The 24801-nt window shown below is 70.1% G+C and carries 25 protein-coding genes; 13 read left to right on the top strand and 12 right to left on the bottom strand.

What is annotated here, in order from left to right; genetic code table 11:
• Positions 1 to 136: 136 nt before the first annotated feature.
• The 6 genes from ACFXC1_RS17010 to ACFXC1_RS16985 all read left to right on the top strand — a co-directional run bounded on the left by ACFXC1_RS17010 (position 137) and on the right by ACFXC1_RS16985 (position 5314).
• Positions 137 to 1120 carry a serine/threonine-protein kinase gene (locus ACFXC1_RS17010; protein WP_381243420.1) on the top strand — a complete coding sequence of 328 codons (984 nt, stop codon included), beginning with the start codon at positions 137 to 139 and terminating at the stop codon, positions 1118 to 1120.
• Positions 1107 to 1568 carry a hypothetical protein gene (locus tag ACFXC1_RS17005; protein ID WP_381243418.1) on the top strand — a complete coding sequence of 154 codons (462 nt, stop codon included), beginning with the start codon at positions 1107 to 1109 and terminating at the stop codon, positions 1566 to 1568. The genes ACFXC1_RS17010 and ACFXC1_RS17005 overlap by 14 nt, the downstream gene beginning before the upstream one ends.
• Before the next feature lie 80 nt (positions 1569 to 1648).
• The gene (locus ACFXC1_RS17000; RefSeq protein ID WP_381243416.1) at positions 1649 to 2557 is read left to right on the top strand and encodes a hypothetical protein; all 909 of its coding nucleotides are present in this window, start codon (positions 1649 to 1651) and stop codon (positions 2555 to 2557) included.
• A 34-nt stretch (positions 2558 to 2591) separates the two neighbouring features.
• Positions 2592 to 3353: a vWA domain-containing protein gene (locus ACFXC1_RS16995; RefSeq protein WP_019072805.1), complete on the top strand. Its 762-nt coding sequence runs from the start codon at positions 2592 to 2594 to the stop codon at positions 3351 to 3353.
• Between the two features lie 3 nt (positions 3354 to 3356).
• Complete coding sequence (locus tag ACFXC1_RS16990; protein ID WP_381243414.1) at positions 3357 to 4148, top strand: PP2C family serine/threonine-protein phosphatase; 792 nt, start codon at positions 3357 to 3359, stop codon at positions 4146 to 4148.
• Complete coding sequence (locus ACFXC1_RS16985; protein ID WP_381243412.1) at positions 4145 to 5314, top strand: hypothetical protein; 1170 nt, start codon at positions 4145 to 4147, stop codon at positions 5312 to 5314. The genes ACFXC1_RS16990 and ACFXC1_RS16985 overlap by 4 nt, the downstream gene beginning before the upstream one ends.
• A gap of 6 nt (positions 5315 to 5320) precedes the next feature.
• Here the strand turns inward: ACFXC1_RS16985 and ACFXC1_RS16980 are convergent, their stop codons facing one another.
• The 6 genes from ACFXC1_RS16980 to ACFXC1_RS16955 form a co-directional block, all read right to left on the bottom strand.
• Entirely contained in the window at positions 5321 to 5926 is a 606-nt protein-coding gene (locus ACFXC1_RS16980; protein WP_381243410.1) for a hypothetical protein, read from the bottom strand.
• Complete coding sequence (locus ACFXC1_RS16975; protein WP_381243408.1) at positions 5913 to 7448, bottom strand: vWA domain-containing protein; 1536 nt, start codon at positions 7446 to 7448, stop codon at positions 5913 to 5915. The genes ACFXC1_RS16980 and ACFXC1_RS16975 overlap by 14 nt, the downstream gene beginning before the upstream one ends.
• Positions 7445 to 8662: a toxic anion resistance protein gene (locus ACFXC1_RS16970; RefSeq protein ID WP_381243406.1), complete on the bottom strand. Its 1218-nt coding sequence runs from the start codon at positions 8660 to 8662 to the stop codon at positions 7445 to 7447. The genes ACFXC1_RS16975 and ACFXC1_RS16970 overlap by 4 nt, the downstream gene beginning before the upstream one ends.
• 13 nt (positions 8663 to 8675) lie before the next feature.
• The gene (locus ACFXC1_RS16965; protein WP_381243404.1) at positions 8676 to 9755 is read right to left on the bottom strand and encodes a substrate-binding domain-containing protein; all 1080 of its coding nucleotides are present in this window, start codon (positions 9753 to 9755) and stop codon (positions 8676 to 8678) included.
• Between the two features lie 164 nt (positions 9756 to 9919).
• Positions 9920 to 10321: an SCO4983 family protein gene (locus tag ACFXC1_RS16960; RefSeq protein ID WP_381243402.1), complete on the bottom strand. Its 402-nt coding sequence runs from the start codon at positions 10319 to 10321 to the stop codon at positions 9920 to 9922.
• A 102-nt stretch (positions 10322 to 10423) separates the two neighbouring features.
• Positions 10424 to 11635, bottom strand: a complete 1212-nt coding sequence (locus ACFXC1_RS16955) for a pyridoxal phosphate-dependent aminotransferase (RefSeq protein ID WP_381243401.1) — start codon at positions 11633 to 11635, stop codon at positions 10424 to 10426.
• Positions 11636 to 11794: 159 nt separating this feature from the next.
• Between ACFXC1_RS16955 and ACFXC1_RS16950 the strand changes: the two genes are divergently transcribed.
• Positions 11795 to 12631, top strand: a complete 837-nt coding sequence (locus ACFXC1_RS16950; protein ID WP_381243400.1) for a trypsin-like serine peptidase — start codon at positions 11795 to 11797, stop codon at positions 12629 to 12631.
• A gap of 1 nt (position 12632) precedes the next feature.
• Here the strand turns inward: ACFXC1_RS16950 and ACFXC1_RS16945 are convergent, their stop codons facing one another.
• Together ACFXC1_RS16945 and ACFXC1_RS16940 are read right to left on the bottom strand one after the other, a co-directional pair.
• Complete coding sequence (locus ACFXC1_RS16945; protein ID WP_381243398.1) at positions 12633 to 14255, bottom strand: N-acyl-D-amino-acid deacylase family protein; 1623 nt, start codon at positions 14253 to 14255, stop codon at positions 12633 to 12635.
• Between the two features lie 32 nt (positions 14256 to 14287).
• Positions 14288 to 15565, bottom strand: coding sequence for an amino acid deaminase (locus ACFXC1_RS16940; protein ID WP_381243396.1), 1278 nt, complete (start codon positions 15563 to 15565; stop codon positions 14288 to 14290).
• 138 nt (positions 15566 to 15703) lie between these two features.
• Between ACFXC1_RS16940 and ACFXC1_RS16935 the strand changes: the two genes are divergently transcribed.
• The 5 genes from ACFXC1_RS16935 to ACFXC1_RS16915 all read left to right on the top strand — a co-directional run bounded on the left by ACFXC1_RS16935 (position 15704) and on the right by ACFXC1_RS16915 (position 20438).
• Positions 15704 to 16750, top strand: coding sequence for a sugar kinase (locus ACFXC1_RS16935; RefSeq protein ID WP_381243394.1), 1047 nt, complete (start codon positions 15704 to 15706; stop codon positions 16748 to 16750).
• Positions 16747 to 17520 carry an IclR family transcriptional regulator gene (locus tag ACFXC1_RS16930; RefSeq protein ID WP_381243392.1) on the top strand — a complete coding sequence of 258 codons (774 nt, stop codon included), beginning with the start codon at positions 16747 to 16749 and terminating at the stop codon, positions 17518 to 17520. Before ACFXC1_RS16935 ends, ACFXC1_RS16930 begins: the two co-directional genes overlap by 4 nt.
• Positions 17513 to 17917 carry a RidA family protein gene (locus ACFXC1_RS16925; protein WP_381243391.1) on the top strand — a complete coding sequence of 135 codons (405 nt, stop codon included), beginning with the start codon at positions 17513 to 17515 and terminating at the stop codon, positions 17915 to 17917. Before ACFXC1_RS16930 ends, ACFXC1_RS16925 begins: the two co-directional genes overlap by 8 nt.
• A gap of 115 nt (positions 17918 to 18032) precedes the next feature.
• Entirely contained in the window at positions 18033 to 19508 is a 1476-nt protein-coding gene (locus ACFXC1_RS16920) for a GntP family permease (protein ID WP_381243389.1), read from the top strand.
• Between the two features lie 258 nt (positions 19509 to 19766).
• Positions 19767 to 20438, top strand: a complete 672-nt coding sequence (locus ACFXC1_RS16915) for a hypothetical protein (RefSeq protein WP_381243388.1) — start codon at positions 19767 to 19769, stop codon at positions 20436 to 20438.
• Positions 20439 to 20451: 13 nt separating this feature from the next.
• Here ACFXC1_RS16915 and ACFXC1_RS16910 read toward each other — a convergent pair whose 3' ends face one another.
• From ACFXC1_RS16910 to ACFXC1_RS16895, 4 genes are all read right to left on the bottom strand, one after another.
• Positions 20452 to 21816 carry a M14 family metallopeptidase gene (locus tag ACFXC1_RS16910; protein WP_381243386.1) on the bottom strand — a complete coding sequence of 455 codons (1365 nt, stop codon included), beginning with the start codon at positions 21814 to 21816 and terminating at the stop codon, positions 20452 to 20454.
• Positions 21817 to 21978: 162 nt separating this feature from the next.
• A complete protein-coding gene (locus ACFXC1_RS16905) occupies positions 21979 to 23208 on the bottom strand; it encodes a hypothetical protein (protein ID WP_381243384.1) in 1230 nt (409 codons plus the stop codon).
• 53 nt (positions 23209 to 23261) lie between these two features.
• Entirely contained in the window at positions 23262 to 23780 is a 519-nt protein-coding gene (locus ACFXC1_RS16900; protein ID WP_019072785.1) for a SigE family RNA polymerase sigma factor, read from the bottom strand.
• Positions 23781 to 23872: 92 nt separating this feature from the next.
• Positions 23873 to 24250 (bottom strand): hypothetical protein, encoded by a 378-nt coding sequence (locus tag ACFXC1_RS16895; protein ID WP_381243383.1) that lies wholly within the window; start codon positions 24248 to 24250, stop codon positions 23873 to 23875.
• Positions 24251 to 24456: 206 nt separating this feature from the next.
• Between ACFXC1_RS16895 and ACFXC1_RS16890 the strand changes: the two genes are divergently transcribed.
• On the top strand, positions 24457 to 24693 hold the full coding sequence (locus ACFXC1_RS16890; protein WP_381243382.1) for an antitoxin: 237 nt from the start codon (positions 24457 to 24459) through the stop codon (positions 24691 to 24693).
• The last annotated feature ends 108 nt before the right edge of the window (positions 24694 to 24801 follow it).

The raw sequence follows: 24801 nt of genomic DNA, 5'->3' as shown, positions 1-24801 counted from the left end.
TGAGGGCCCGCACAACGGCGTGCGGGCCCTTACCCGTTGGTCTCTATTTCTCGCATCGCCTCTGCCCCGACCGGCATTTCGGGGGACACTCGGGACAACTCGCAACGAACCCGAACCCCGAAGTGAGGTGAGCGGGGTGCGCACTCCGGTCAGCGATCCGCTGAGCGTGGGGCCGTACCGGATCGCCGGGCGGCTCGGCTCCGGCGGTATGGGATGGGTGTATCTCGGCCGCTCCCCGGCCGGCCGCGAGGTGGCGGTGAAGGTCGTACGGCCCGAACTCGCCGCCGAGCAGGAGTTCCGCGAGCGCTTCGCCCGCGAGGTCGCCGCCGCCCGGCTGGTCAGCGGCGCCTACACGGCCGCTGTAGTGGATGCGGACACCGAGGCCGAACTCCCGTGGCTGGCAACGATGTACGTGCCAGGGCCCTCCCTCGCCGAGGCCGTCCGCAGCGACGGACCGCTGCCCGAGGCCCAGGTCCGCAGGCTCGGCGCGTTCCTCGTCGAGGCGCTCCAGGCGATCCACGCGGCCAACCTGGTCCACCGCGACCTCAAGCCGGCCAACGTGCTGCTCGCCTCCGACGGCCCCCGCGTCATCGACTTCGGCATCTCCCGCGTCGAGGGCGCCCCGAGCCTCACCCAGGCCGGAATCGTGGTCGGCACCCCGCCGTTCATGTCGCCGGAGCAGATGACGGCGGCGCCGGTCGGCCCGCCCACGGACGTGTTCTCCCTCGGCGGTGTCCTGGTGTACGCGCTGACCGGCCGCCCGCCGTTCGGCTCGGGCGAGGCGGTGAGCCTGCGGGTGGTGCACCGCGAACCCGACCTGGACGGCGTACCGGCGGGTCTACGGCCGCTGCTCGCCCGGTGCTTGGCGAAGCGGCCCGGTGACCGGCCCCGACTGGACGTCCTGCTGGGGGAGTTGCTGGCACCGGCGCGCACCGCGGTCTGGCCGCCGCCCGCCGTGGCCCGCACGATCGAGGTCCGGCGAAGCGAGTTGGTCGCCCGGCGGGGTGGCGGTACGAGTCTGCCGGTGCCGTCCTGTCTGCTGCTGCACGCGCAGGCCCTGCTGGACGCGGGCCTCACCGACGACATGGTCACGCGGGCGGTGGTCCGTGGCGACGCCTGAGGCCTCGATCCCGCCCGGCCGGGACTACGACATCGCCTCCTCCTGGCGCCAGTTGACGCACACCTGGGGCGCCCGCCGGAATTACCACGTCGAGAGCGAGGTCGATTCCCTCTCCCTGCAATTCGATCTAGAAGAGTCGGGGCGCACGCTCACCGTGCGTTTCATGACCACGAAAAGACTTCTCGTCGCCTTTGTCACCGACGGTCATTCTCTGCGCAAGGATCAATTGGCGATCGCCGCCGCCGCGTCCAACGCGTGGAACACCGAACAGCTGAATCCCATGCTCTCGGTGTGGGACGTGCGCGGACCCGGACCGTGCCTCGCCGGGGTCTGCGACCTCCCGCTGACCTGCCGGATCTCGCAGGCCGACTTCGATGCTCTGGCCAGTGATTGGGTGGAACGGGCGCGACAGATGTTCACCCGTTGTCATCAGGTTTTCCAGCTGTAGAAACGAATTGAGCATTCTCACTCAACCCCTTTCGGCCACGGCCCTGTTGCCTCCACTATGGGCGCCAACGGGGGGTCGTCATGAGACGTACGTTGTGCACTGCCTTGCTGTTCGGTTTGTTGATCGCGGTGATTCCGGCGGGACCGGTGGCCGCCGCCGGCGCGGACTGCGGCAAGGACTTTCCGGCGCGCCTCGGCTGTTGGCAGGACGCGCTCGACGACGGGGCCGAGGTCACGGTCACGCTGGACAGGCCCCTGGTCTTCGACGTCGGTCGGAAGGTCGACCAGGCCGCCTTCCGTCGCGACCTCAAGAACCTCCGGGTACAGGTACCGGCCGGCGTCCGCACCGGCCAGGGCGGCACCGTGCTGCTCCTCCTGGCCGGCCACGCACTCGTCCACCGGGACGCCCGGATCGACCGGCTGGAAACCAGGACGCTGAACCAACTCGGCGCCTGCGCGAGCGACTTGTGCACGGCGCTCAAGAACTCCTCGCTCACCGGCGGCCAACTGATCGACAAGAAGCTGGGCGTCACCGAACTCGGCGGGCACAAGTCCACGGACCGGACGCGACTCCTGCTCTACGCCCTGACCGCCGTACTCGTCCTCCTGCTCCTCGGCCTCTTCCTCGCCGTACGCCGCTCCCGCAACCCGGCCGCGGCCGCAGTCGCAGCGAACCCCGGCCCGGAACCCGCGGAGACCACCGCCAGACTCCGCCCCGTCCCGCCGGCCCCCGCACCGCCCCCGTCCCCCGGCCGCAGGGTCGGCCCCCGCACCGGTCCGTCCCGAACGGCCGTCGTCCGTACGGCACTTCACCCGCAGGGCTACGTCGAACTCGACCACGTCCTCTACCGCGCGGTGTGGGCCGAACCGGACCGCACCCCGCCCGAGCCCGGCGCGTACGTCGAGGTCACCGACGCCCGCGAACCCGACTCCGACGTCCTGTACGCCTTCCCACCCGCCGCCCGGCACCACGCCCGCGGCAGCTCGTGAACCCCGACTACCGCCCGGTCGACCAGGAGTAGCCATGCACAGCGAATACCCGCCCACGCTGCCGGCGGAGTACGCCGACATCGAGTTCGAGAACAACGCGCAGCGGCTGCCGCTGGTGCTGTGTCTCGACACGTCGAGTTCCATGGCGGGGGCGCCGATCCAGACGCTCAACGACGCGCTCGCCGACTGGACCCGTGAACTGCACGACGACGTGTCCCTCAGCTACAGCGTCGAGGTCGCCGTGATCACCTTCGGCGGCCGGGGCGTCGGCGCCTGGCGCGGGCCCCAACTCCTCGACCCGCGCACCCCGATGAGCCCCTTCGTGCCCGCGCACGCCTTCCAGGCACCCCGCTTCACCGCGTCCGGCGTGACGCTGATGACGGAGGCGCTGGAGCTGGCCATGCAGGTCGTCGCGGCCCGCAAGGCTGAGCTGCGCGCCTCCGGACTCCAGTACTACCGCCCGCAGATCTGCCTGGTCACCGACGGCCTCCCCACCGACGGCACCGGCCATATGACCGACTCCTGGCACCGGCTGCTGCCCGTCCTCGCCGAGGAGCAGCAGGCCCGCCGCTTCCGGCTCTACGCCATCGGCGTCGGCGGCATCACCGACCGCGGGGAGCAGGTCCTCCAGGCCTTCGCGCCGAAGTTCAACGCCCGCATCCAGGGCTTCCCGTTCCGCGAGCTGCTCCAGATGATGTCGGCCAGCGCCAACGCCGAGCAGAAGGGCGCGGGCGACGAGGTCTTCGAGAAGATCTTCAGCCAGTTCAAGACCCAGCGCCCGGCCTGGGAGAGCTGAGCGGTGGCCGCGTCGCCCTGGCGCATCCACGGCCTCAGCGTCGAGGGCTACCGCCACCGCCGCACCGGCACCCCCTGCCAGGACGCCTGCACCTATGTGGCGTCCGCGCCGGTGACCGTGCTGGCCGTCGCGGACGGCGCGGGCAGCCGCCCGCACTCCGACCAAGGGGCCCTGCACGCCGTCGAGTTGGCGGCCGAGCACTTCCGGCGCCGGGCCGCCGCCGCGTCCGGCTGCCCGCCCGGTACCGAGGTCCACGACCTGCTCGCCGACGCCTTCCACGACGTCGCGAAGATCTTCCTGGACACCTACGGCGCCGCCGCCCCCGACTACGCCACCACCCTCACCGTCGTCGTCCTCACCCCCGGCTGGCTCGGCCATCTCAGCGTCGGCGACGGCTTCGTCGTCGTACGCGCCGGAACCGAGGACGGGCAACGGCAGTTCCACCTCCTGCCGCAGCCGCCCGCCGTCAGCGAGTACAGCAACGAGACCGTCTTCCTCACCTCGCCCGACGCACCCCGCCGACTGCACACAGACTGTGTGGCGGACCCGCGCGTCGACGGGGTGCTGCTGTCCACCGACGGTCTCGCGCAGGCCGCACTCTCCGCCCCCGGCGGCGGCCCGCCGCAGCCCAACACCTCTTTCGTGGAAGCCGTGTTGCGCTCCCTGGACACCCCGGGTCCGGTGACCGACAGCGCGAGCGAGAACATCGCCGCGCTCCTCCGTTCCGACCGGCTGACCAGTCTCAACGGCGACGACAAGACCCTGCTGCGGGCCGTGCGCGCGGTGACCCCGTGACCGGCCGCACCGTCCACCTGGACGGCAAACCGGTCACGCTCGCCGAACTCCCGCTCAAGGGCGGCGGCCAGGCGGCCGTCTTCCCCGTCGAGGGCGACGACACGATCGTCGTCAAGCTCTACCGCGACCGCCCGGGACCGGACCTGGAGCGCCGTCTGGCCCGCATGCTGACCATGTCACCGCTGGCCGCCCGCCCCACCGACGCCAACCAGCCCCCCGAACTCGCCTGGCCCACCGCCATCGCCCGCGGCCCCGACGACACCTTCCTCGGCTACGCCATGCGCCGCTTCGGCGAACCCCAACACGTCCAGCTGGTGGGCCTGTTCACCCGCGCCCAACGCCTGCGCCTCTTCCCGGACCGCGCGGACTGGCGCTTCCTGCTCGGCGTCTCCTGGAACCTCGCGTTCATGACGGCCCGCATGCACTACGACGGCCTCGTCATCGGCGACTTCTCGTCGAGCAACGTCGTCGTCGACGCCAACGGCTTCGTCACGTTCCTCGACTGCGACTCCATCGCCTTCACCGACCCGGCCACCGGCGAGCACTTCCCGTGCCTGATGCACACCACCGACTACTCCTCACCGGAACGCCAGTCGGGCGCGGCGGCCACCCCGGAGAGCGACAACTTCGCGCTGGCGGTGCTCATCTACCAGCTCCTCACGGCCGGCAACCACCCCTTCGGCGGTGTCCCGCACGAGAGCACCTCCGAGTCGACGGTCAAGGACAACATCGCCGCGAGCGTCTCCTACGTCGTCCGCCCCGAGGCGGTCGTCATCCCACGCGGCACCGTCGACCCCTCGGTCCTCCCGCCCGGCCTCCTCACCCTGGCCCACACGGCCTTCGGCCCGGGCGTCCACGCCCCCGCCGCCCGGCCCACCCCCGAGGTCTGGCTGCGCGCCCTCGACCAGGAACGCTCCCGCGTCCAGTCCTGCCCGACCCGCCCCCTGCACACCTACGGCTCCCACCTCCCGACCTGCCCGTGGTGCACGCGAGCCGCGGTGACGGGACACGACGTGTTCAACCCGCCGGTACGACAGCCGGTGCCGGTCCCGGTGCCGCCGGTGGACGTACCGGAGAGCCACCGGTTCGGCCCGCTTAAGGTGGCGGGCGCGCTGTTCGCCGTCGTCCTGGTGCTCATCGTGCTCATCGTGCTGGGCAACCGTTGATCCACGTCAGGTGGAACGCCCCCGGTCCTCCAGATACCGCGTGTGCGACTCCTGCCGCCGCGCCTCCACCTCACGCAGGTTCGCCGCCAGCCCCTGCGCCTCCTCCTGAAGAACCGTCAACTGCCGTTCCAGATGCCGTTCCGGCGGCTCGGCGCCGGGCGCCAGCCGCGTCCACCACCGCGTCCGTACGAACGTGTCGACCGCCTCCGGTACGTCCTGCCGGATCGCCCTCGACAGGATGTGCACGCCCTCCGGATCCTGCGCGAGATCCTGTGTGACCTGCGGATCGAGCAGCCCGGCGAGGAGTTGGTTCAGCTCGGTGAGCCGGCCGTCGGCGGCGGGCGGCAGCTCGATCGCGCTGAGATAGCCGCCCAGCTTCTCGAAGTCGTCGCGCAGTTCCGCGAGTTGGGCCGACGGATCCGGGAAGTCGGGCAGCGGCGGCCGTTCCGGCGGCGCGATCAGCGCACCCGCGCCGTACAGCCCGACGACCACGACCGGCCAGTACGGCCCCGCCACCCCCACGAACGTCAGCACCAGCCCGACGAGCCCGCACGCGCTGCCGGTGAGGTTCTTGCGGGACTCCAGGTAGCCGAGGAACTTACTGGTAGCCACGGATCTCCTCGAAAGCGCCGTCCAGCGAGCCCTTCTGGGCGTCGAAGAGACGGCCGCCGGTCAGGTCGGCGATGTGCTGGAGCTCCGTCTTGTCCGAGTCGCCGAAGAGGATGGGAAAGACGGGGATCTCCCGCTGGGCGGCGGGCAGTTGGCCGTAGAAGCCGTCGAACTCCTTGGCCTTCGCGCCGGTCGTGTTCTCGCCGTCCGTCATCAGCACGATCGACGTGAACGTGTCGCCGCCGGTCCCGAGATGCTCGTACGCCTTCTCCAGGGAGGTGTAGATCGCGGTGTTCCCTTCGGCGCTGAGCGCCTTGGTGTTCTTGCGGATGGCGTTCAGCCCGGCCTGCGGATCACCCGGGCTCACCACATGGGTCTTCACGCTCTTCACGCCCGACCCGAACGGCATCAGCGTGACCTCCTCGCGCTGCCGGAAGTCGCCGGTCAGATCGGTGAGGGCCTTCTTCAGCCGGGACAGCCGGTCGCCCGCCATCGACCCTGAGGTGTCCAGGACGTACACGGTCCGCGAGGGCCGGCGCAGCTTGTTCTCGTACGAGTCGAGGAGCCCGTCGGCGACGGACCGGCTGCCGGGGAACGGGAGTTCACGCCGTCGGCTGGTGTCCAGGCCGGACGCGGGCGGTACGGAGGTGACGACCGGGCGGCGGTGCGTGCGGGTGGTGATCAGCTTCTGCAGGGCGTCGGTGCGCAGGTCGGTCGTCACCCGGCGGACGTTGTCCCGGGTCGTGGTGTCCGTCGAGGCGAGGGAGGTCAGCGGATAGTCGGCGGTGACGACCCCGTCGCTCGGCCGGATCACGGTCAGCCCCGGGATGCCCTTGAGGACGGACTCGTAGTTGAGCAACGCGTCCACATTCCCCCGGCGTTGGTAGGCCTCCGCGAGCCAGCCCGACGAACCCGACGTCAGCTTCTGCCCCTTGAAGAACTCCTTCAGCCGGGGAGTCGCCTTGGTGACGTCCGCGTCGGTGAGCGCCGACTGGGCGCCGGAGAGCGCGGAGGCCACCGAGACGAGTGTGGAGAAACCGGAGTTGGAACGCGCCGGGTCCGTCATGCCGTAGGTCAACTTGCCGTCCTGGACGGCCTGTTCGATCCCCGACCAGGTCACCTTGTCCGGCTGCCAGCCCAATGCCGTGACGGTGGCCGTCTTCACCCCGATCGCGACCGGGCTCGACATGATCGACGTCTCCGAGACGACCTTCTTCGCCGCGTCGGGCCGCAGGCGCAGATAGTCGTCGGACGACAGCCACAGCGCGTCGTACTGCCCGTCGACCTTGCCCTTCGCCAGCAGGTCCACCGCGTCCAGGGTGCCCATGTAGGTGGGGCGGATCGTGATGCCGGTGTCCTTGCGGACCCGGTCGAACACCGGGGTCATGTCGCTGAGTTCGCTGGAGGCGAGGACGCGGAGGGTGCCGGGTTCGGGGGCGTTGCCCTGGGGCCTTGTGTCCTTCTGTGCCGTGCACGCGGTGAGCAGCGCGACCGTGCCGAGCGCGAGGGCGAGGAGGCGTCTCATCCGAGACCCCCTTCCAGCGCGCTCTGCGAACGGCTCCGCTCCAAGTAGCTGCTGGCGTTCTGGAGTTCGGACGTCAGGGACTCCACGGTCGCGGCCATCACCTCGGTCGCCTGCACCTTGTAGGTGTCGATGGCGTCGAGGGTGCGGTAGATCTGCTGGAAGGCGGTGCGCAGTGTCTCCGCGCCCACCGCGGGGTCGGCCGCGATGCGCTGGATCTCGCCGCTCTGGGTGGAGAGCATCTCGGCGTTGCCCCGGATGAGGTCCTCGGTCGTGCCCCGCAGCGCGTTGACCTGGTCGACGACCTTGCGCTGGTTCTCTAGGGCGGAGGCGAGCATGACCGAGATCCGGAGCGCCGAGACGGTCGTGGTCGCCGCCCGGTCCACGCCCTTGATCAGCTCGTCGTTGTTGCGCCGTACGACGTCCATCGCCAAGTAGCCCTGCGCGCACACCGCGAGCTGGGTCAGCAGGTCCTGGTGCTTCTGCCGGACCGGGAAGAGGACGTCCGCGCGCAGGGTGTCGGCCTGGCTCGGGTCGGAGGCCTCGACGCCGGCGATGTGCTGCTCGACGGCCGAGTCGAGGGCCTGGGTGAGGACCACGTACTCCTGGAGCTTGCCCATGGTCTCCCAGAGGCGGACCCGCTCGGTCTGCAACGCCGCGTTGTCGCGCCGGAGTTCGTCCTGGCCGCCGCGCAGCGAGCCCACGATCTTGTTCAACGTGCCCTGCGCGGAGGCGTACTTGGCGACATGGTCGCGCAGCTTGTTGCCGCCGGGCAGCCGGGACAGGAACTTCCGCCCCTTGGATGCGGGCAGATCACGCGGGTCCAAGTCCTCGACCACGCGCCGGAGTTCGACGAGCGAGCCCGCCACCTGCGACTGGGCGTCCCCGCCCTTCGAGGGCAGGCTGCGCACCGTCCGCTCCAGCATCCGGTTGGACTGCGCGGTCGCGCTGCGCATCTCCCCGGCACCGAGCGCGGTGATCTCGCCGACCTTGCCCGCGAACTCGGGCGACCGGGCGTCCAGCGCGGCAAGCCCCTCGATATAGGCGCTCGCCTTGCGTTCCATGTCCGTACGGACGGAGTCGTCGACGGGCACGAGCCCGCCCGCCTTCTCTCTCGGCACGGGCTTCACGGCCTCCGGCGGAGTGAGCGTGAAGACGTCGTCCCCGCTGAGCGTGTTCTCACTGCTGTTCTGGCTGGTGTTGAAGCTGCTGCTCATGTGGTCCCCCCGGTCAACCGCGCGCCCGGCGCGCCATGTCGTGCAACACCGTGGAGGTGGGCACGGGCGCCTGCCGGACACCGGTCAGCGTCTGGTTGAGATAGCTGGAGTGGGCGGCGGTCGCCGCGACGAACTCGGCGGTGTCGCCCTGCGGCCGGAACCCGTGCCGTACGGCGAGCTTCCGCAACGTCGGGTCGGAGCTGAGGAGTTCACCCAGCGCCCGGCCCTCCGGAGTGAGCGGCACGACGGTGTGGTCGCTGTTGGCCGTGGTGTCCGGGTAGAGCACGACGAGATCGCCGACCGGCTGCTTCTCGATGAGCAGCGAGGCCACCTGCGACTCGTACACCAGGACCAGCGGATTGCCGGCGCCACTGATGAAGTCCCTGAACGGCCCGTCCGAGCTGGACTGTTGGGCGCCCTGAACACTGATCAGCTTGTGCATCAGCGGCGCGGTACGACCGACATCGGCGCTACTGGCCGCGACCCGCCCGCCGCTGGCGACGTAGGAAGCGGCGGCGAGGTACAGGGCACCGGAGTTGGAGGTCTCCGGATCGGTGGTGGCGATATAGAGGGTGCCGGTCAACTCCCCGTGCTTTTCGGCCCCCTTGAGCTGCTGCCAGGTCCGGTCGGCCTTTGCCGCGTCCAGATACGCACCCATCTTCAGGGTGCCGCGGTCCTGGCTCCTGTCCAGCGTGGCGAGCCCGTTGGCCGCGAGGACCTGGGCGGCGCTGCGATGGGCCACGACGACGAGCGGCGAGTAGAAAGGCCGCGGCAGGGGCTGCTGCACCTTGTACTTGGCGGCGAGCGCGTCGGCCGGCGCCTGGCTGGAGGGGAAGGCGAAGTCGTACCCCTTGAGGTCGCGCCCCTCCATGGCCCAGGACCCGGAGGTCTCCGTCTTCACGGTGAAGCCCTTGGCGGCGAGGGCCTTCACCACATCGGGATCGGCGAAGAAGTCCGCCTTCTCCGAACCGATCACTCCACGCACGGTCTTCGTTGCCGTGCCCTTGTCCCCGTTGTCCCGGCCCGCTACGACGGCTGCCACCACTCCGCCGATCAGCAACACCGCGAGGACGATTCCCGCGATACGTCTCACGAGGGGCAGCGTGCTCGCGGAACCCAACATTCCCCGAGGAATGGGATGAACGGAAGGTGTCGGACGGGTCCCGGATCAACACGCCTGTCTTTCGGGGGCGCGGGGAACCGCGCGATCAGCCACAACGGGCGCGCACTCGCAGGAAGTCGGAACCCCTACGGCGACTAGACGACCGCAGTCACCGCATGCGCATCCATCCGCTCGGCCGAGAGAATCGCCGCAGCCGTGTCCGCCCGGGACGCCGCGACAACCAACGCCCGCCCGGCAAGCGCGTGCGCCCGCTGATGCAGGGCGTCAAGACGGGACGTAGAAGACGCGGCCGCAGTCGTACGAATCGGCGAGGCCCCGCCCCGCAACCGCGTCAGCTGCCCCGCAAGCCGCTCCGCGGCGACATCCAGCTCGGCCGAAGGCTCCAGCGCCCGCAGCTCATCAGTCACCGCAAGCAGCGCGGCGAGGTGCCCCGCCAGCTGAATGTCCAGTTCCTCCTCGCGCGACCGATGCGGAAAGTCGGCGGAGGGGCGGGCCACCGTGCTGTGGACCGACTTCGTGCGGATCGGTTCGTACATGGCATGGTCTCCTGTGCTCAGACAGGAAACCATCCTAGCTTAGATTGCGTCTAAAGTTGTGCTGGCCGAAAAATTGGCCGGAAGAAACCAGGTCCACGAGGTTTACGGCTGGCTGTACCCGTCCAGGAAGTTCCCGATCCGGGTCACCGCGTCCCGCAGATCCCCGACCGTCGGCAGTGTCACGACCCGGAAGTGGTCGGGCTCGGACCAGTTGAACCCGGTGCCGTGGACGACCATGATCTTCTCGCGGCGCAGCAGGTCGAGGACCATCTGCCGGTCGTCCTTGACCTTGAAGACCTGCGGATCGAGCCGTGGGAACAGATACAGCGCGCCCTTCGGCTTCACACAGGTCACACCCGGGATCTGGGTCAGCAGGTCGTAGGCGACATCCCGCTGCTCCTTCAGGCGACCGCCCGGCAGTACCAGGTCGTTGATGGTCTGCCGCCCGCTGAGCGCGGCGACCACCCCGTGCTGGCCGGGCATGTTGGCGCAGAGTCGCATGTTGGCCAGGATCGTCAGGCCCTCGATGTACGACTCGGCGTGCGCCCGCGGCCCGGAGATCGACATCCAGCCGACACGGTAACCGGCCACCCGGTACGCCTTCGACATCCCGTTGAAGGTGAGCGTCAGCAGATCCGGGGCGATCTTCGCGGTCGGGGTGTGCGTGGCGCCGTCGTAGAGGATCTTGTCGTAGATCTCGTCGGAGCAGACGAGGAGGTTGTGGCGGCGGGCGATGTCGGTCAGGCCGCGCAGGATCGCCTCGTCGTAGACGGCGCCGGTCGGGTTGTTCGGGTTGATGATGACGAGCGCCTTGGTGCGGTCGGTGATCTTCCGCTCCACGTCGGCGAGGTCTGGCATCCAGTCGGACTGCTCGTCGCAGCGGTAGTGGACGGCGGTGCCGCCGGAGAGCGAGACGGCCGCGGTCCACAGGGGGTAGTCCGGGGACGGTACGAGGACCTCGTCGCCGTCGTCGAGCAGGCCCTGCATCGCCATGACGATCAGCTCGGAGACGCCGTTGCCGATGAAGACGTGCTCGACGTCCGTCTCGATGCCGAGGGTCTGGTTGTGCATGACGACCGCGCGGCGGGCGGCCAGCAGGCCCTTCGCGTCGCCGTACCCGTGTGCCGACGACACGTTCCGGAGGATGTCCTCCAGGATCTCGGGCGGGCACTCGAACCCGAACGCGGCCGGGTTGCCCGTGTTCAGCTTCAGGATGCGGTGGCCGGCCGCTTCCAGACGCATCGCCTCTTCGAGAACCGGGCCCCGGATCTCGTAACAGACGTTGGAGAGCTTGGTCGACTGGATCACCTGCATGTCGGTGAGCTTACGGCCCGGTAACGCCTCTCGCGCCGTGTTTTGCACCACGTGGGCTTCTTGCGGCGGCACCCTCTTGTCGTGAGAATGTGCATGACAATGACGTGAGGGCGACCGGAAGATCTCCGGTCGCTCGCGTCTGTAAGAGGGGACCCCCACATGAACAAGCCTCTCCTTGCCGCACTCTCGGGCCTGGCCATCGCCGGGGCGGGCGTGGCACCCGCCGTCGCCGCACCGCAGGCGGCACCGAAGGCGGCGGCGGTGACCGTCGACTTCGCCGGCACCGTCTCGCTCAGCAACTGCTCCGGCTCGGTCATCCGCTTCCCGAACTCGACCGACACCTCCCCGGCGCTCGTGCTGACCAACGGCCACTGCCTGGAGACCGGCTTCCCGGCGGCCGGCCAGGTCATCACCGGCCAGTCCTCCAGCCGTACCTTCGGGCTGCTGAACTCGGCCGGCACCAAGGTCGCCACGCTCCGCGCCAACCAGGTCGTCTACTCGACGATGACCGACACGGACGTGACGATCTACCGCACCACCACCACGTATGCGGCCATCAAGAGCGCGTACGGCATCAGCCCGCTCACCGTGAGCGCCACGCACCCGACCGCCGGTACCGCCATCAAGGTGGTCTCCGGCTACTGGAAGACGATCTACAGCTGCAACATCGACGGGTTCGTGTACCGGCTGAAGGAGGGTTCCTGGACCTGGAAGGACTCGGTCCGCTACACCTCCGCGTGCAACACCATCGGCGGTACGTCCGGCTCCCCGGTCATCGACACCAGCACCGGGCAGGTCGTCGCCGTCAACAACACGGGCAACGAGGACGGGGAGACCTGCACGGTCGACAACCCGTGCGAGGTCGACGAGAACGGCACGGTGACTGTTCGCGAGGGCATCAACTACGCCGAGGAGACCTACAACATCCCGGCGTGCTTCACCTCGGCGAACGTGCTGAACCTGAGCGCGAGCGCTTGCACTCTGCCCAAGCCGTAAGTCAGGTAAGGGGGTTGGCGTTCCGTCGCACGGGACTGCGACGGACCGACCGGCCCGCCAGTACGTCCGTCCGCCGGCCGTCCTCGATCACGAAACGGCCGTCGATCAGGACGTGGGGGATGCCCGTCGGCAGCTTGCGCGGTTCCTCGAAGGTCGAACCCGCCGCCACCGTCCCGGGGTTGAACAGCACCAGGTCCGCGCGGTAGCCCTCCTTGACCAGACCCCGGTCCGGCAGGCGCAGGCGGGCCGCCGGGCGGGACGTCAGATGGGCCACGCACTCCTCCAGGGACAGCACGCCCAACTCCCTTGTATACCGGCCCAGATACTCCGGGAACGTGCCGTACGCCCGCGGATGCGGCTTGGCGCCCTGGAGGATGCCGTCCGAGCCGCCGGTGTGGACGCGGTGCCGCATGATCTGCCGGACGTTCTCCTCGTGGCCCACGTGCTGGAGGATCGAGGGCGCCAGCCGGTCGGCCAGCAGGAGATGGCGGGCCGTGGCCCAACTGTCGACGCGGCGGCCCACGTACTCCGCCAGCGCGGGGTCCGCGACCCCCGAGATCTCGATCGTGTCCCACTCCATCGGCACCCCGTGACAGCCGTCCGAGCCGGTCACCTCAAGGTGGTGGCGGATGCGGTCGGCCGTCGCGTCGTCCGCGAGCCGTTCGAGGATCTTCTCCGGTCCGCCCTCGCTCGCCCAACTCGGCAGCATCGCCACGAGAGTTGTGCAGCCGGGGGTGTAGGGGTAGGTGTCCAGGCTGATGTCCGCGCCGGTGGCCAGGGCCTCGTCCAGGAGGGTCAGCAGTTCCGGTGCCCGGCCCTCGTTCACACCGAAGTTCATGGTGGCGTGGGCGAGATGGAGGGAGCAGTCGGCCTCCCTCGTCAGCTCCACCATCTCCGCGTAGGCCTCCAGCGCGCCCGCGCCGTAGGAGCGGTGGTGCGGGCAGTAGTAGCCGTCGTACGACGCCACCACCCGGCAGAGTTCGGTGAGTTCGGCGTCCTTGGCGTACATGCCGGGCGTGTAGGTGAGCCCGGACGACATGCCGACCGCGCCCTGCTCCATGCCCTCGGCGACCAACTGCCGCATCCGGTCCAGCTCCTGGGGTGTGGCCTCCCGGTCCTCCCAGCCGACGGCGAGCATCCGGACCGTGCCCTGGGGGATCAGGTAGGCCGCGTTGACGGCGATTCCACGGCCGTCGAAAGCAGAGTCCAGGCGGTCCAGGTACTCGCCCACCGAACGCCAGTCGAAGTCGATGTCGTCGCCGTACCCGTTCCACCCGGCGATCGCCCGGCGCACCTCCGCGAGGGTGCGGTCGTCGACGGGGGCGTACGACAGCCCGTCCTGGCCGATGACTTCGAGGGTCACCCCCTGCGCGGCCTTGGCGCTGTGGTCCGGGTCGCGGAGCAGGGCGAGGTCGCTGTGGGCGTGCATGTCGATGAAGCCGGGGGAGAGGACCAGCCCCTCCGCGTCCAACTCCCGCCGAGCCTTGGGCCGTTGACAGCCGGCTTGGGCCGCCTCCCGCACGATCGAGACGATCCGGCCGCCGTCGATCACCACATCGGCGCGGTACGAGGGGTCCCCGCTGCCGTCGACGACGTCCGCGTCCCGGATGACGAGCTCTTCCATGCGCTCTTCCACGCGATGCCTCCCGGGGTCTTCTAGAAGAACGTACGGACGTAGTCGACGACCGTCCCGTCCGCCTCCGCCACCGGGATCAGCTGCCACTTGTCGAAGGACGTGCAGGGGTGGGACAGGCCCATCCCGATCCAGTCGCCCACCTCCAGGTCCGCGTCGGGCGTCGTCCGCAGCCAGGCGTGCTGGTCGGACAGGCCGGTGATCTCGATGCCGGTCGCCGGGCGCTCGGTGCCGTCGCGGCGGACGACCTGGGCGAGGGGGAGGTCGAGGTCGTGGGCCGCGTCCCGCTTGCCCGCGTTGGCGAAGGCCTGCCCGGGGGAGGGGCGGGAGACGATCTGCGCCCAGAGCCTGAACGCGGGCTCCAGCGCGCCCTCTTCGGGGACCCGGGTGAAGGGCGTCAGCTTGCGGTAATGGCCGTCGTCGTGCGAGACGTAGGCGCCCGAGCGCAGCAACTTCAGTGCGGGCAGCGAGAGTTCGGGCAGCTCGGCGAAGACGTCGGCCACCGCGTCGAACCACGCGCTGCCGCCCGCGCTGACCACGATCTCGTCAACTCCCTGAAAACGCCCGTCCTTGTCGAACTCCACGGCCAGGGAGACCAGTCGCCGCAACCACGCGTGCACCCGCTCCGGATCCGCCTCCGGTACCTCCCCCTCGTACCCGGCGACCCCCACCAACCGCAGTGTCCCCACGGCGGCCACCGCGTCCGCGACCGCCGCGCACTCCGCCTCCGTGCGGGCGCCGGTGCGGGCGCCCTCGCCGGCGGCCAGTTCCACGACGACGTCCAGCGGGCGGGCGGCGCCGCGCAGGGCCGCGTCCATCAACTCGACCCCGCGCACGGAGTCGACGTAGCAGATGAAACGGAAGTCGCTGTCTGCGTCCAGTTGCGCGGAGATCCACTTCAGGGCGGCGGGGTCGACGAGCTCGTTCGCCAGGAAGATCCGGTCGATCCCGAACTCCCTTGCCACGCGCACCTGGTGGGGGACGGCGAGGGTGATGCCCCAGGCGCCGTGGGCCAGTTGGCGGTGGAAGAGCTGGGGGGCCATGGAGGTCTTGCCGTGCGGGGCGAAGGCGAGGCCGTGGCGGGTCGCGTAGGTCTCCATGAGGCGGAGGTTGTGCTCCAGGCGCTCGGCGGAGAGGGCGAGGACGGGGGTGGTGAAGCCGCCGGTGAAGAGGTTGCGGCGCTGGGCGGACAGCTCGGCGACGGTGAGGCCGTCGGCGTCCGGGGGGAGGCCCTTGAAACGGTGGTCGACGCGTTCCCCGGCGAGCCGGGCGAGCGCTTCGGTACCGGTGTCGCGGACCATGAGGCCTCCCTGAGCTGGAGTGTTGCAATCTCTGCAACCTTCATTGCGTATATCGCTTACCGCTGTCTAACATCTCGCCCAACACCGGGTCAACGGAGCCGCCGCAAACCGGTGCACCGACGAGGAGCCATCACCATCGTGACCGCCGACGGACCGTCCACCGCCGCCCGTGACGTCGTCGACGTCGTAGCGCTGGGCGAGTCCATGGTCACCTTCCTACCCAGTCGCCCCGGCCGCCTCGCCGACGTACCGTCCTTCGACCGCGCCATCGGCGGTGCCGAGTCGAACGTCGCCTGTGTGCTGGCGGCGGCCGGGCACACCGTCCGGTGGGTCGGCCGGGTGGGGGCGGACGGCTTCGGGGACCATCTCGTCGAGACCATCGGCGGGTACGGGGTGGACGTGTCCGCCGTGGAACGTGATCCCGTTCGCCCCACCGGCATCTACTTCCGCACCGCCGGGGACCGGGCCACCGACGCGCACGAGGTGGCGTACTACCGGGCCGGATCCGCCGCCTCCGCGATGGCCGCGACGAACGTGGACCTGGCCGCCGTACGGGCTGGGCGGGTGCTGCACCTGTCGGGGATCACCCCGATGCTCTCCGAGGACTGCCTCGGCCTGGTCCGTGAGCTGACCGCGCTCCGCGCGCACCGTCCGCTGATCTCCTTCGACGTCAACCACCGCCCCGCGCTGGGGCGTTCGGCCGACGGGCCGGGCGTGCTGCTGGAGCTGGCGCGCGGCGCGGACCTCGTCTTCGTCGGCGAGGACGAGGCCGCCGAGGTCTGGGGGCTGATCGGGGCCGATGCCGTACGGGCCGCCTTCCCCGACCCCGAGACGCTCGTCGTCAAGCAGGGCGGGCGCGGGGCCACCGTCTTCCACAAGAAGCACGCCACCTTCGTGCCCGCGCCGCACGTCGACGTCGTCGCCGAGGTGGGTGCAGGGGACGCCTTCGCCGCCGGCTTCCTCTCCGCGACCCTGCGGGGACTTCCCGTACGGGACCGGCTGCGGCACGGCCACCTCACGGCCGCCGCCGCCCTCACCGTCCCCGGCGACCTCGCCGCCCCGCCCGTCCGCGACCACGCCGACCGCCTGGTCGCCCTCGACGACCGGGCGTGGGGGAGACTTCGTCTCGGCCCCGGCTGGACCGACGCCGCCGACTGGGCCGACGAGGAGGTATGTACGCCATGAGTCAGACCGTCGACCGCGCGCTCAGCATCCTGCCGCTGCTCGCCGAGGGCCCCGCCGACCTCGGCCAGGTCGCCGAGCGCCTCGACGTCCACAAGTCGACGGCCCTGCGCCTGCTGCGCACCCTGCACGAACACGGCCTTGTCTACCGGCAGTCCGACCAGCGCTACCGCCTCGGCGCCCGCCTCATCGCCCTCGCCCAGGAGGCGATGGAGAACCTCGACATCCGCGAGATCGCCCACCCCCATCTCGTACGACTCAACGAGCAGTGCGGTCATACCGTCCACCTCGCGGTGTACGAGGAGAACGAGGTCCTCTACATCGACAAGGTGGAGAGCCGCTACCCGGTGCGCATGTACTCGCGGATCGGCAAGCCGGTCGCGATCACCGTCGCGGGGGTCGCAAAACTGCTCCTCGCCGACCTCCCGGAGGCCGAACGGCGAGTCCTCGCCGACAAGCTCGACTACCCCATGTACACCGCCCGCTCCACCCCCAACGCCCCCGCATTCCTGCGGGAGTTGGAGAAGGTGCGGGAACAGGGCTGGGCCACCGACCTCGGCGGCCACGAAGAGTCCATCAACTGCGTCGCCGCGCCCATCCGGGGCGCCGACGGACGCGTGGTCGCCGCGATGTCGGTCTCCGCGCCCAACGTCGTCGTCACCGCCGACGAACTCCTCACCCTGCTCCCGCTGGTCCGTCGTACGGCGGACGCCATCAGTGGGGAGTACTCCGGCAGAACCCCAGTGACTTCAGCAAAGGACCCGAATGACTGACAAGATCGCGCTCACGCCCAAGACCCACACCACCCCGCCCGCCAAGTTCTCGCACGGCGTCCGCAAGGGGAACATCCTCCAGGTCGCCGGGCAGGTCGGCTTCCTCCCCGCCGAGGAGGGCAGGCCGCCCACACCGGCCGGCCCGACCCTGCGCGAGCAGACCCTCCAGACCCTCGCCAACGTCCGGGCCATCCTGGAGGAGGGCGGGGCCGGTTGGGAGGACGTGATGATGATCCGCGTCTATCTGACGGACGTTGACCACTTCGCCGAGATGAACGCGATCTACAACGAGTACTTCGAGGGCCTGGTCGAGGTCCCCGCCGCGCGCACGACGGTCTACGTCGGTCTCCCCGCCGGCCTGCTCATCGAGATCGACGCGCTGGCCGTACTGGGCTAGCGCCCCCGCAACTCCCGCACACCGTACGACGGTTCGGCGCCCCACGGGGTGCCGCGCCGCGATGCCCCCTGCCCGAAAGCCCCATGTTCTTACGACGATCAAGAGGACCCCCACCATGTCCCTGCCGCTCGCCGCCACCGCCCCCGCGACCCCACCCCACACAGGAGGACTGCTCCTCCTTCTCGACGGCACGGCAGGCCTGCTCACGGTCGCCGCCATCGGTATCGCGCTGCTGCTCTTCCTGATCATCAAGGTCAGACTCCAGCCCTTCGTGGCCCTCCTCGCCGTCTCCATAACCGTCGGCCTGCTGGCCGGTCTGTCCGTCACCGAACTCTTCGGCACGGTCCAGCGCTCCGACGCCGTCTCCACCATCGAGTCCGGCATGGGCGGCATCCTCGGCCATGTCGCGATCATCATCGGCCTCGGCACGATGCTCGGCGCGATCCTCGAAGTCAGCGGCGGCGCCGAGGTGTTGGCGTCGAGGCTGCTCGGGTTGTTCGGCGAGAGACGAGCCCCCCTCGCCATGGGCCTCACGGGCCTCATCTTCGGCATCCCGGTCTTCTTCGACGTCGGCATCTTCGTCCTCGCGCCGATCGTGTACGCGGCCGCCAAGCGCGGCGGCAAGTCGATCCTGCTCTACTGCCTGCCGCTGCTCGCGGGCCTGTCGATGACCCACGCGTTCCTGCCGCCGCACCCCGGCCCGGTGGCGGCCGCGGGCCTCCTCCACGTCCAGCTCGGCTGGGTCATCCTCATGGGCATCGTCTGCGGCATCCCCGCCGTGCTCGCCGCGTGGGCCTACGCGGCCTGGATCGGCAAGCGGATCTTCGTCGCCGTACCGCAGGACATGGTGGAGGCCGCGGCCGAGGCGAAGCAGGCGGTCATCGACGAACAGCGCGCGTCCGGTGTCGTACCGCAGGAGAAGCCGGTGGCGCTGGGCACGGTCCTCGCGATCATCGGTACGCCCCTGGTCCTCATCCTCGCGGCCACGTTCTCGTCGATCGCCTTCGACCCGTCCACCGGCCGCTCGGTGGTCGAGTTCTTCGGCAGCCCGTTCGTCGCCCTGACCATCGCGCTCCTCCTCGCGTACTACCTCCTGGGCATAAGGCGAGGCTGGTCCCGCAAGTCCCTGGAGACCGTCTCCACCGCTTCCCTCAAGCCGGTCGGCAACATCATCCTGGTCGTCGGCGCGGGCGGGGTCTTCGGCGCCGTCCTCAAGGCGAGCGGCGTCGCCCAGGCCCTCTCGGACACCTTCCACGACGTGGGCCTGCCGGTGGTCGTCCTGGCGTACCTGATCTCGCTGGTACTACGGGTCGCACAGGGCTCGGCGACGGTCGCGATCGTGACCACGGCAGGCATCGTGGCCCCCCTCCTCGCCGAGGGCGACCACTCCCAGGCCTTCGTCGCGCTCGTCATCATGGCCATCTCGGCCGGCTCCATCTTCGCCTCGCACGTCAACGACGGAGGCTTCTGGATGGTGGCCAAGTACTTCGGGATCACCGAGCGGGACACGTTGAGGACGTGGACGGTGCTGGAGTCGGTGCTGTCGGTCGCGGGGTTCGCCGTGGCGGCGGTGCTGAGTCTCTTCGTGTAGGTGCTGGGCAGTGGTGATCGTCGCGGTCGGCCGGTTCGGCCTCTGGTCGGCCGTCGGCCGTCGGCGGTCGCACGTCAACGACGGTGCCCGCGCGTGGAGCGCGCTGAAGACGTGGAACGTGCCGGAGTCGGCGGGTCGGTCGCGGGGTTCGCGGTGGCCGCTGTGCTCAGTGTGTTCGTGTAAGCCGCTTGTAGGCGTCTGATAACAAAGTTGGGGCTGGCTGTGTGCGACACAGGATCGTCGACCATACTGCCCGCTGTGGAGCAGCGCATAGGTTCGAGCAGCCAGCCCCTGAAGGGCGAGCCCGTGACGGGCGCCGGATTCGACCCGGCTTTCATTCCCGGGCTCACCGCACCCGCCGTGTCCTCCGACGAACCGGAGGACAAGAAGGCGGGGGACGTGGAGACCGAGGCGGAGAAGCCGGAGGCCGAGGACTCGTCGGCCGCGGAGTCGACCGTCGAGGAGTCGCCGGTCGAGGAGGCGGAGGCCGAGAAGGCAGCAGTCGCCGAGGCCGATGACTCCGACGACGCCGACGGGGACGCGGGTGACGCCGACTCCGACGACGAGTCCGAAGGACCCGTCTTCGAGGCCTCCGACCGCCGTGCCGCGATCGTCGCGGACGAGAAGGGCGTACGACTGCGCCTGGACGACCAGAGCTGCGAGTTCCGCTGGGACGAGATCGGGGCCGTCGAGACCGAGACCCCGCGCTTCGGGAAGCGGTTCACCATCACGGTGCACACCCCTGACCGCCGCTGGTACCCGATCGAGATCGAGGCGGCGGCCAGGAGCCGGTTCGCCGAGTGGGAGACACAGCTCGACGCCGTCCTCGACGCGTACTTCGAGGACGGCGACGAGGACGCGGACGACGAGTCCGCCGAGGTGGACGAGGCGGCGCTCGCCGAGGCGGAGGCCGAGGTCCGCAAGGACTAGCCAGTAGCTGTCCCTAGCCGCAGTACTGGGCCTCTTTGCCGATGGACCGGTACATGCAGTCCGCGTTCTCCAGCAGTTGGAACACCGCGTCCCGGTTCCGGGAGGTCTCCCGCTCGATGACCTCGTCGGGCGGGTAGAAACCGCCCGCGGAACTGGACGTCGGGTACATCTCGAAGGTGTAGTCGAAGATCTTCTGGGTGCCCCAGAGGTAGTCGTCGATCGAACCGTCCGTGATGTACAGGTCGCTGGACTGCTCGGCCGTGTAGCCGTTGCTCGCGGCCATCTTCTGGCCGACCGCCTTGAACGCGGCGGCGTCGTCCGCGGTCATTCCGGTGGCCGTGTCGGAGTACGTGTAGCCGAAGGGCCACAGCACCAGTTCGCTGTACGTGTGGAAGTCGATGCCCGCGGTGATCTGCTGCTTCCCGCCGACGACCCGGCTCCGCACGAAGTCCGCGACCACCTTCACCTCGGGCGCCGACTCGGCGGACGCGCCCCGGTAGGTCTCGGACGAGGTCGAGCCCGAAGAGCCGCCGCAGCAGCCCCACTTGTAGTTCCAGTTCCGGTTGAGGTCCGTACCGACGTAACTGGAGCCGGAGTTGGGCTGCCGGTTCTTGCGCCACGACCGGTAGGCGCCGGTCGCGATGTCGTACTCGCCGCCGTCCGGGTTGAGATCGGGCACGATCCAGATCTCGCGGCTGTTGACGATGTTCGTGACGCGGGAGTCGGTGCCGTAGCCCGCGCCCAGCTCGCGCAGCAGGTACAACGCCATCTCCACCGTGAGGTGTTCGCGCGCGTGCTGGTGGAAGGTGAGGAGGACCTCGGGCTCGTTCTCGTCGGTGGCCACGTTGTCGCTGACCTTGATGGCGACGATGTCCCGGCCCTGGTACGACTTGCCGATCACCTTCTTGCTCATGATGCCCGGGTAGGCGGCGAGCCGCTGGTCGATCTCCGTGCTCGCCTCGGCGTAGTTGTGGTACTTCGAGTCGGCCGTGGGGAAGTCGAGGAGCCGTGCGCCGTCCGCCGCCGAGGAGCGGTCGGGTGCCGAGCCCAACAGCGAGACGGAGTAGCCCTGTTGGCGCAGCCGCTTGATCTGGGCGGCGCGGCCGGAGACGACCACGGTCTCCTCGTCGGCCTCGTCCACGGTGACGCCGGCCGCCGCGATGGCCGTACGGGTGACCGGGGTGTTGTGGTCGACGTGGATCTCGTACTGGCGGATGTCGTCCGCGGCCGGGGAGGCCTGGTGCGCGCTGTCGGCGGTGGCCTTCGCCGCGGTGGCCGTCTCCGCGACGGGGGCGGCGAGGGCGAGGGCCATCAGGGCGGCGAGCGCGGCGGTACGTCTGCCGCTTCGGGCGCCTGAGCCGCGTATGCGAAGTCGCATGAAATCTCCTTGCTGGAGTTGGGGGTGTTTCAGTGCGACGTGCGTGAAGTACGGCGTGCGGGTGGGGGGTTCCTGCGCGGGATCCTCCGGGCTTTCCTGTGTGGCGCCTATGTTGATGTGTTGGCATGGTCAGGTCAAGGGTGTCCAAAGTCGGTGGCCGGATTACCGCCACTTCGGGCTCAGGGCGATCTCCCGGAGCTGCTTCATCGTCAGGGCCGGGGCCGTACGGGTCGAAGGGGTGTCCTGGGCACCGGAGTTGAAGGCGCTGATCACCACGCGCGACCCGTCGGTGCGGATGGTGTCGACGGTCCACATCACGACACCCGTACCGCCCTTCTCGCCGGGACCCTGATGGGTGGCGACCTTCGTGCCGTCCGACAGGACCTCGGCGTCCGAGCCGAAGAGGTCGCCCTCGACGTCCGACATGTTCGCCTGGACGTTGACCTGGACCAGGCTCTTGCCCTTGCCGTCGTCGACGACGAGATAGCCGAACCCGGTGTCGTCATCGCTGCTGTCGGAGACCGTAAGTCCCTTCGGCAGCAGGCTCTTGAGGGTCGGGGCGACGGGAGCGCCGAAAGCGGTGTCGCTCGGCGCCGGGGCCGCCGTCGGCGTCTCCTCGGGAGTCGCGTCGATGGCCTGCCGCCACGCTTTCGAAGCCACGAGTTTCGTCAACCGGGCGGGCGACAGCGGCGGTTGGGGCCTGGTGATCGGTGAGTCCTTCTCGGCGGCGGCGTTCCACTCGCGCACGCTCACTTGCTGCCCTTGCGGGGTGACGAGTTCGGCCCTCCACAACTTGGTGTCCACCCTGCGGTCGGGATACTCGTACCCCTGAAGGATCATGACCACCGACCCGTCCGCCAGCCGGCTCGTGCGGCACGCGTCGTATTGCGTGAACACCTTCGCCGGGCACGTGGTGGCCTGCCGCGCCTGGTCGCTCCCCGGCTCCACCCGGCCCAGGTCGAGCTCTACGGCCGACTTGCCCTTGCCGTCGTCGTAGACGACATGGACGTACGGCGCCGGTCCCTCGTCCGTGCCGCGGGCCTCGACCTTGGTGTACGCGCCGTCGCCCACCAGGCGTGTGAGCAGGCTGATCAGGGTCTGGCGGGGGACGGGAGCGGGGGCGGAGGAAGAGGCGGAGGCGGCCGGGGAAGCTTGTGTGCCGGAGCCGCTCGGCAGGAGCAGCGCCGTGCCGACGCCGACGACGGCGATACCGGCCGCGCCGCTCATGACGGCCGCGTTCCGGCGTCGTAGCAGGCGCCGCCGTCCCTTCAGGGCACCCGCGGTGACGAGCGCGGCCCGGTCGGTCTCGAAGGCGTCGCCCGCCTCCCGGAGACCGGCCGCGAGCCGTGTCTCGAAGGGGTCGGCGCTGTCGCTGGAGTGTGCGTCGGGCATGGCGAACCACCGTTTCGCATAGGGGGTGTTGGCGGGACGGATGTGCGGGGCGGTCAGGGGCGGGCGTACTCGTCGAGGTTCTCGCCGAGGAGTTCCCGCAGCCGGCCCAGCGCGCGGACGCAACGGGTGCGGACGGCGGCGGAGCTGACGTGCATGACGTCGGCGGTCTCCTCCACGGACCGGTCCTCCCAGTAGCGCAGGACGACCACGGCACGGTCCTTGGCGGGCAGCCGGGACAGGGCCTGGAGCAGGGTCAGCCGCAGGGGGGTGTCACCGCCGGAGCCGCCGGGGTCGGGACGGTCGGGCAGGACGTCGGTGGCGCGTTCGGTACTGCTGCGGCGGCGCTGGTGCGCGAGGAACGTACGGGTGAGAACGGTCTGCGCGTACCCGGCGGGGTTCCCGATCCGGGACATCCGCCCCCACCCGACGTACAGCTTGCCCAGCGTCTCCTGCACCAGGTCCTCCGCCAGATGCGTGTCCCCGGCGGTCAGCAGACAGGCGGACCGATAGAGATGCCCGGCGCGCGCGGCGGCGAACTCCGCGTACTCGTCGGCGCGTCCCTGTCGTCTCATACCGTCTCCCCCTGCCCCCGGCGGGCTGCTGCCCGCACCGCCCTCACTTCATTGATGCGGTGGGTACACAGAAATGTTTCAGGCGGGGCCGATCAGCGCAGGGAGAGTCGTACGGCATCGGTGGCCGGCAGGGCGGTTGGCATCCCGTCGGTGACCCAGGAGTACTCCAGGGCCGCCAGGGTGGCGCCCCCGTCGGTCCACACCAGCAGCTCGCCGATGTACTGGCCCGACGGGTCGTGGACATGCGCGTCGACGGGGACGAGGCCGGACGCCATCGCCGCGTGCCGCGCGGGCTCGCGGACCCGCAGGTCGACGCTCACCGACCCTGGCCCCCAGACGGCTACCACCTCCGTCCGCGCCAGCTGGCTGCGCAGTGCGGGGGCGCCGGCGAAGTCGGCGGAGAGGATCCACTCCAGCACGGCTCGCTCGGGGGCGTTCAGCGGACGGGGTTCGACGGGCACGGGCGGCATGGGCCCATCATCCCTGCTCCGGGCCGGGGCCGGCTGAGCCCGAGCCCCGTGCGGAGGGCCCCGGCGATGCGACTGCGCCCCGAACACGCCCGCCCCGCGCCTCCGACCGCCGGGGCGGTTGCGCCGGGGCCACCTTGTTCTGCGGGGGCTGCCGTGAGGACCATGTCCCTGACCGCGTACGGCTGTTGCAGCGAGGGGGATCTGCCGTGTTCGACAACCTGGGGGACCTGGGGAAGCTCAAGGACAAGGCCGAGGAGATCGCCGAGGAGCACGGGGAGGCGATCTCCGGCGGGCTGGAGAAGGCCGGTGAGCTCGTCGACGAGAAGACCGGCGGCAAGCACAGCGAGCAGATCGACACCGCGGTCGACAAGGCGCAGGCATTGCTGGACAGGCTCGCCGAGGGCGCGGGGAACGCCGACGGCAAGGAGCGGCCGGCGGAGTAGGCACGGCGAACACGGAGGGGTGGGGGGGGGCGGGGCCCGGCGGGGCGCACCCCCGCGCGGCGGCTGGTGATGTCGGCGGGACGCGAACACACGCCCCCCCCCTCAGGA

This window comes from Streptomyces hokutonensis, from assembly GCF_042751305.1.
Lineage (GTDB): Bacteria > Actinomycetota > Actinomycetes > Streptomycetales > Streptomycetaceae > Streptomyces > Streptomyces hokutonensis_A.
The sequence above is the reverse complement of the archived record's forward strand: the minus strand, read 5'-3'. Positions and strand labels throughout refer to the sequence as shown.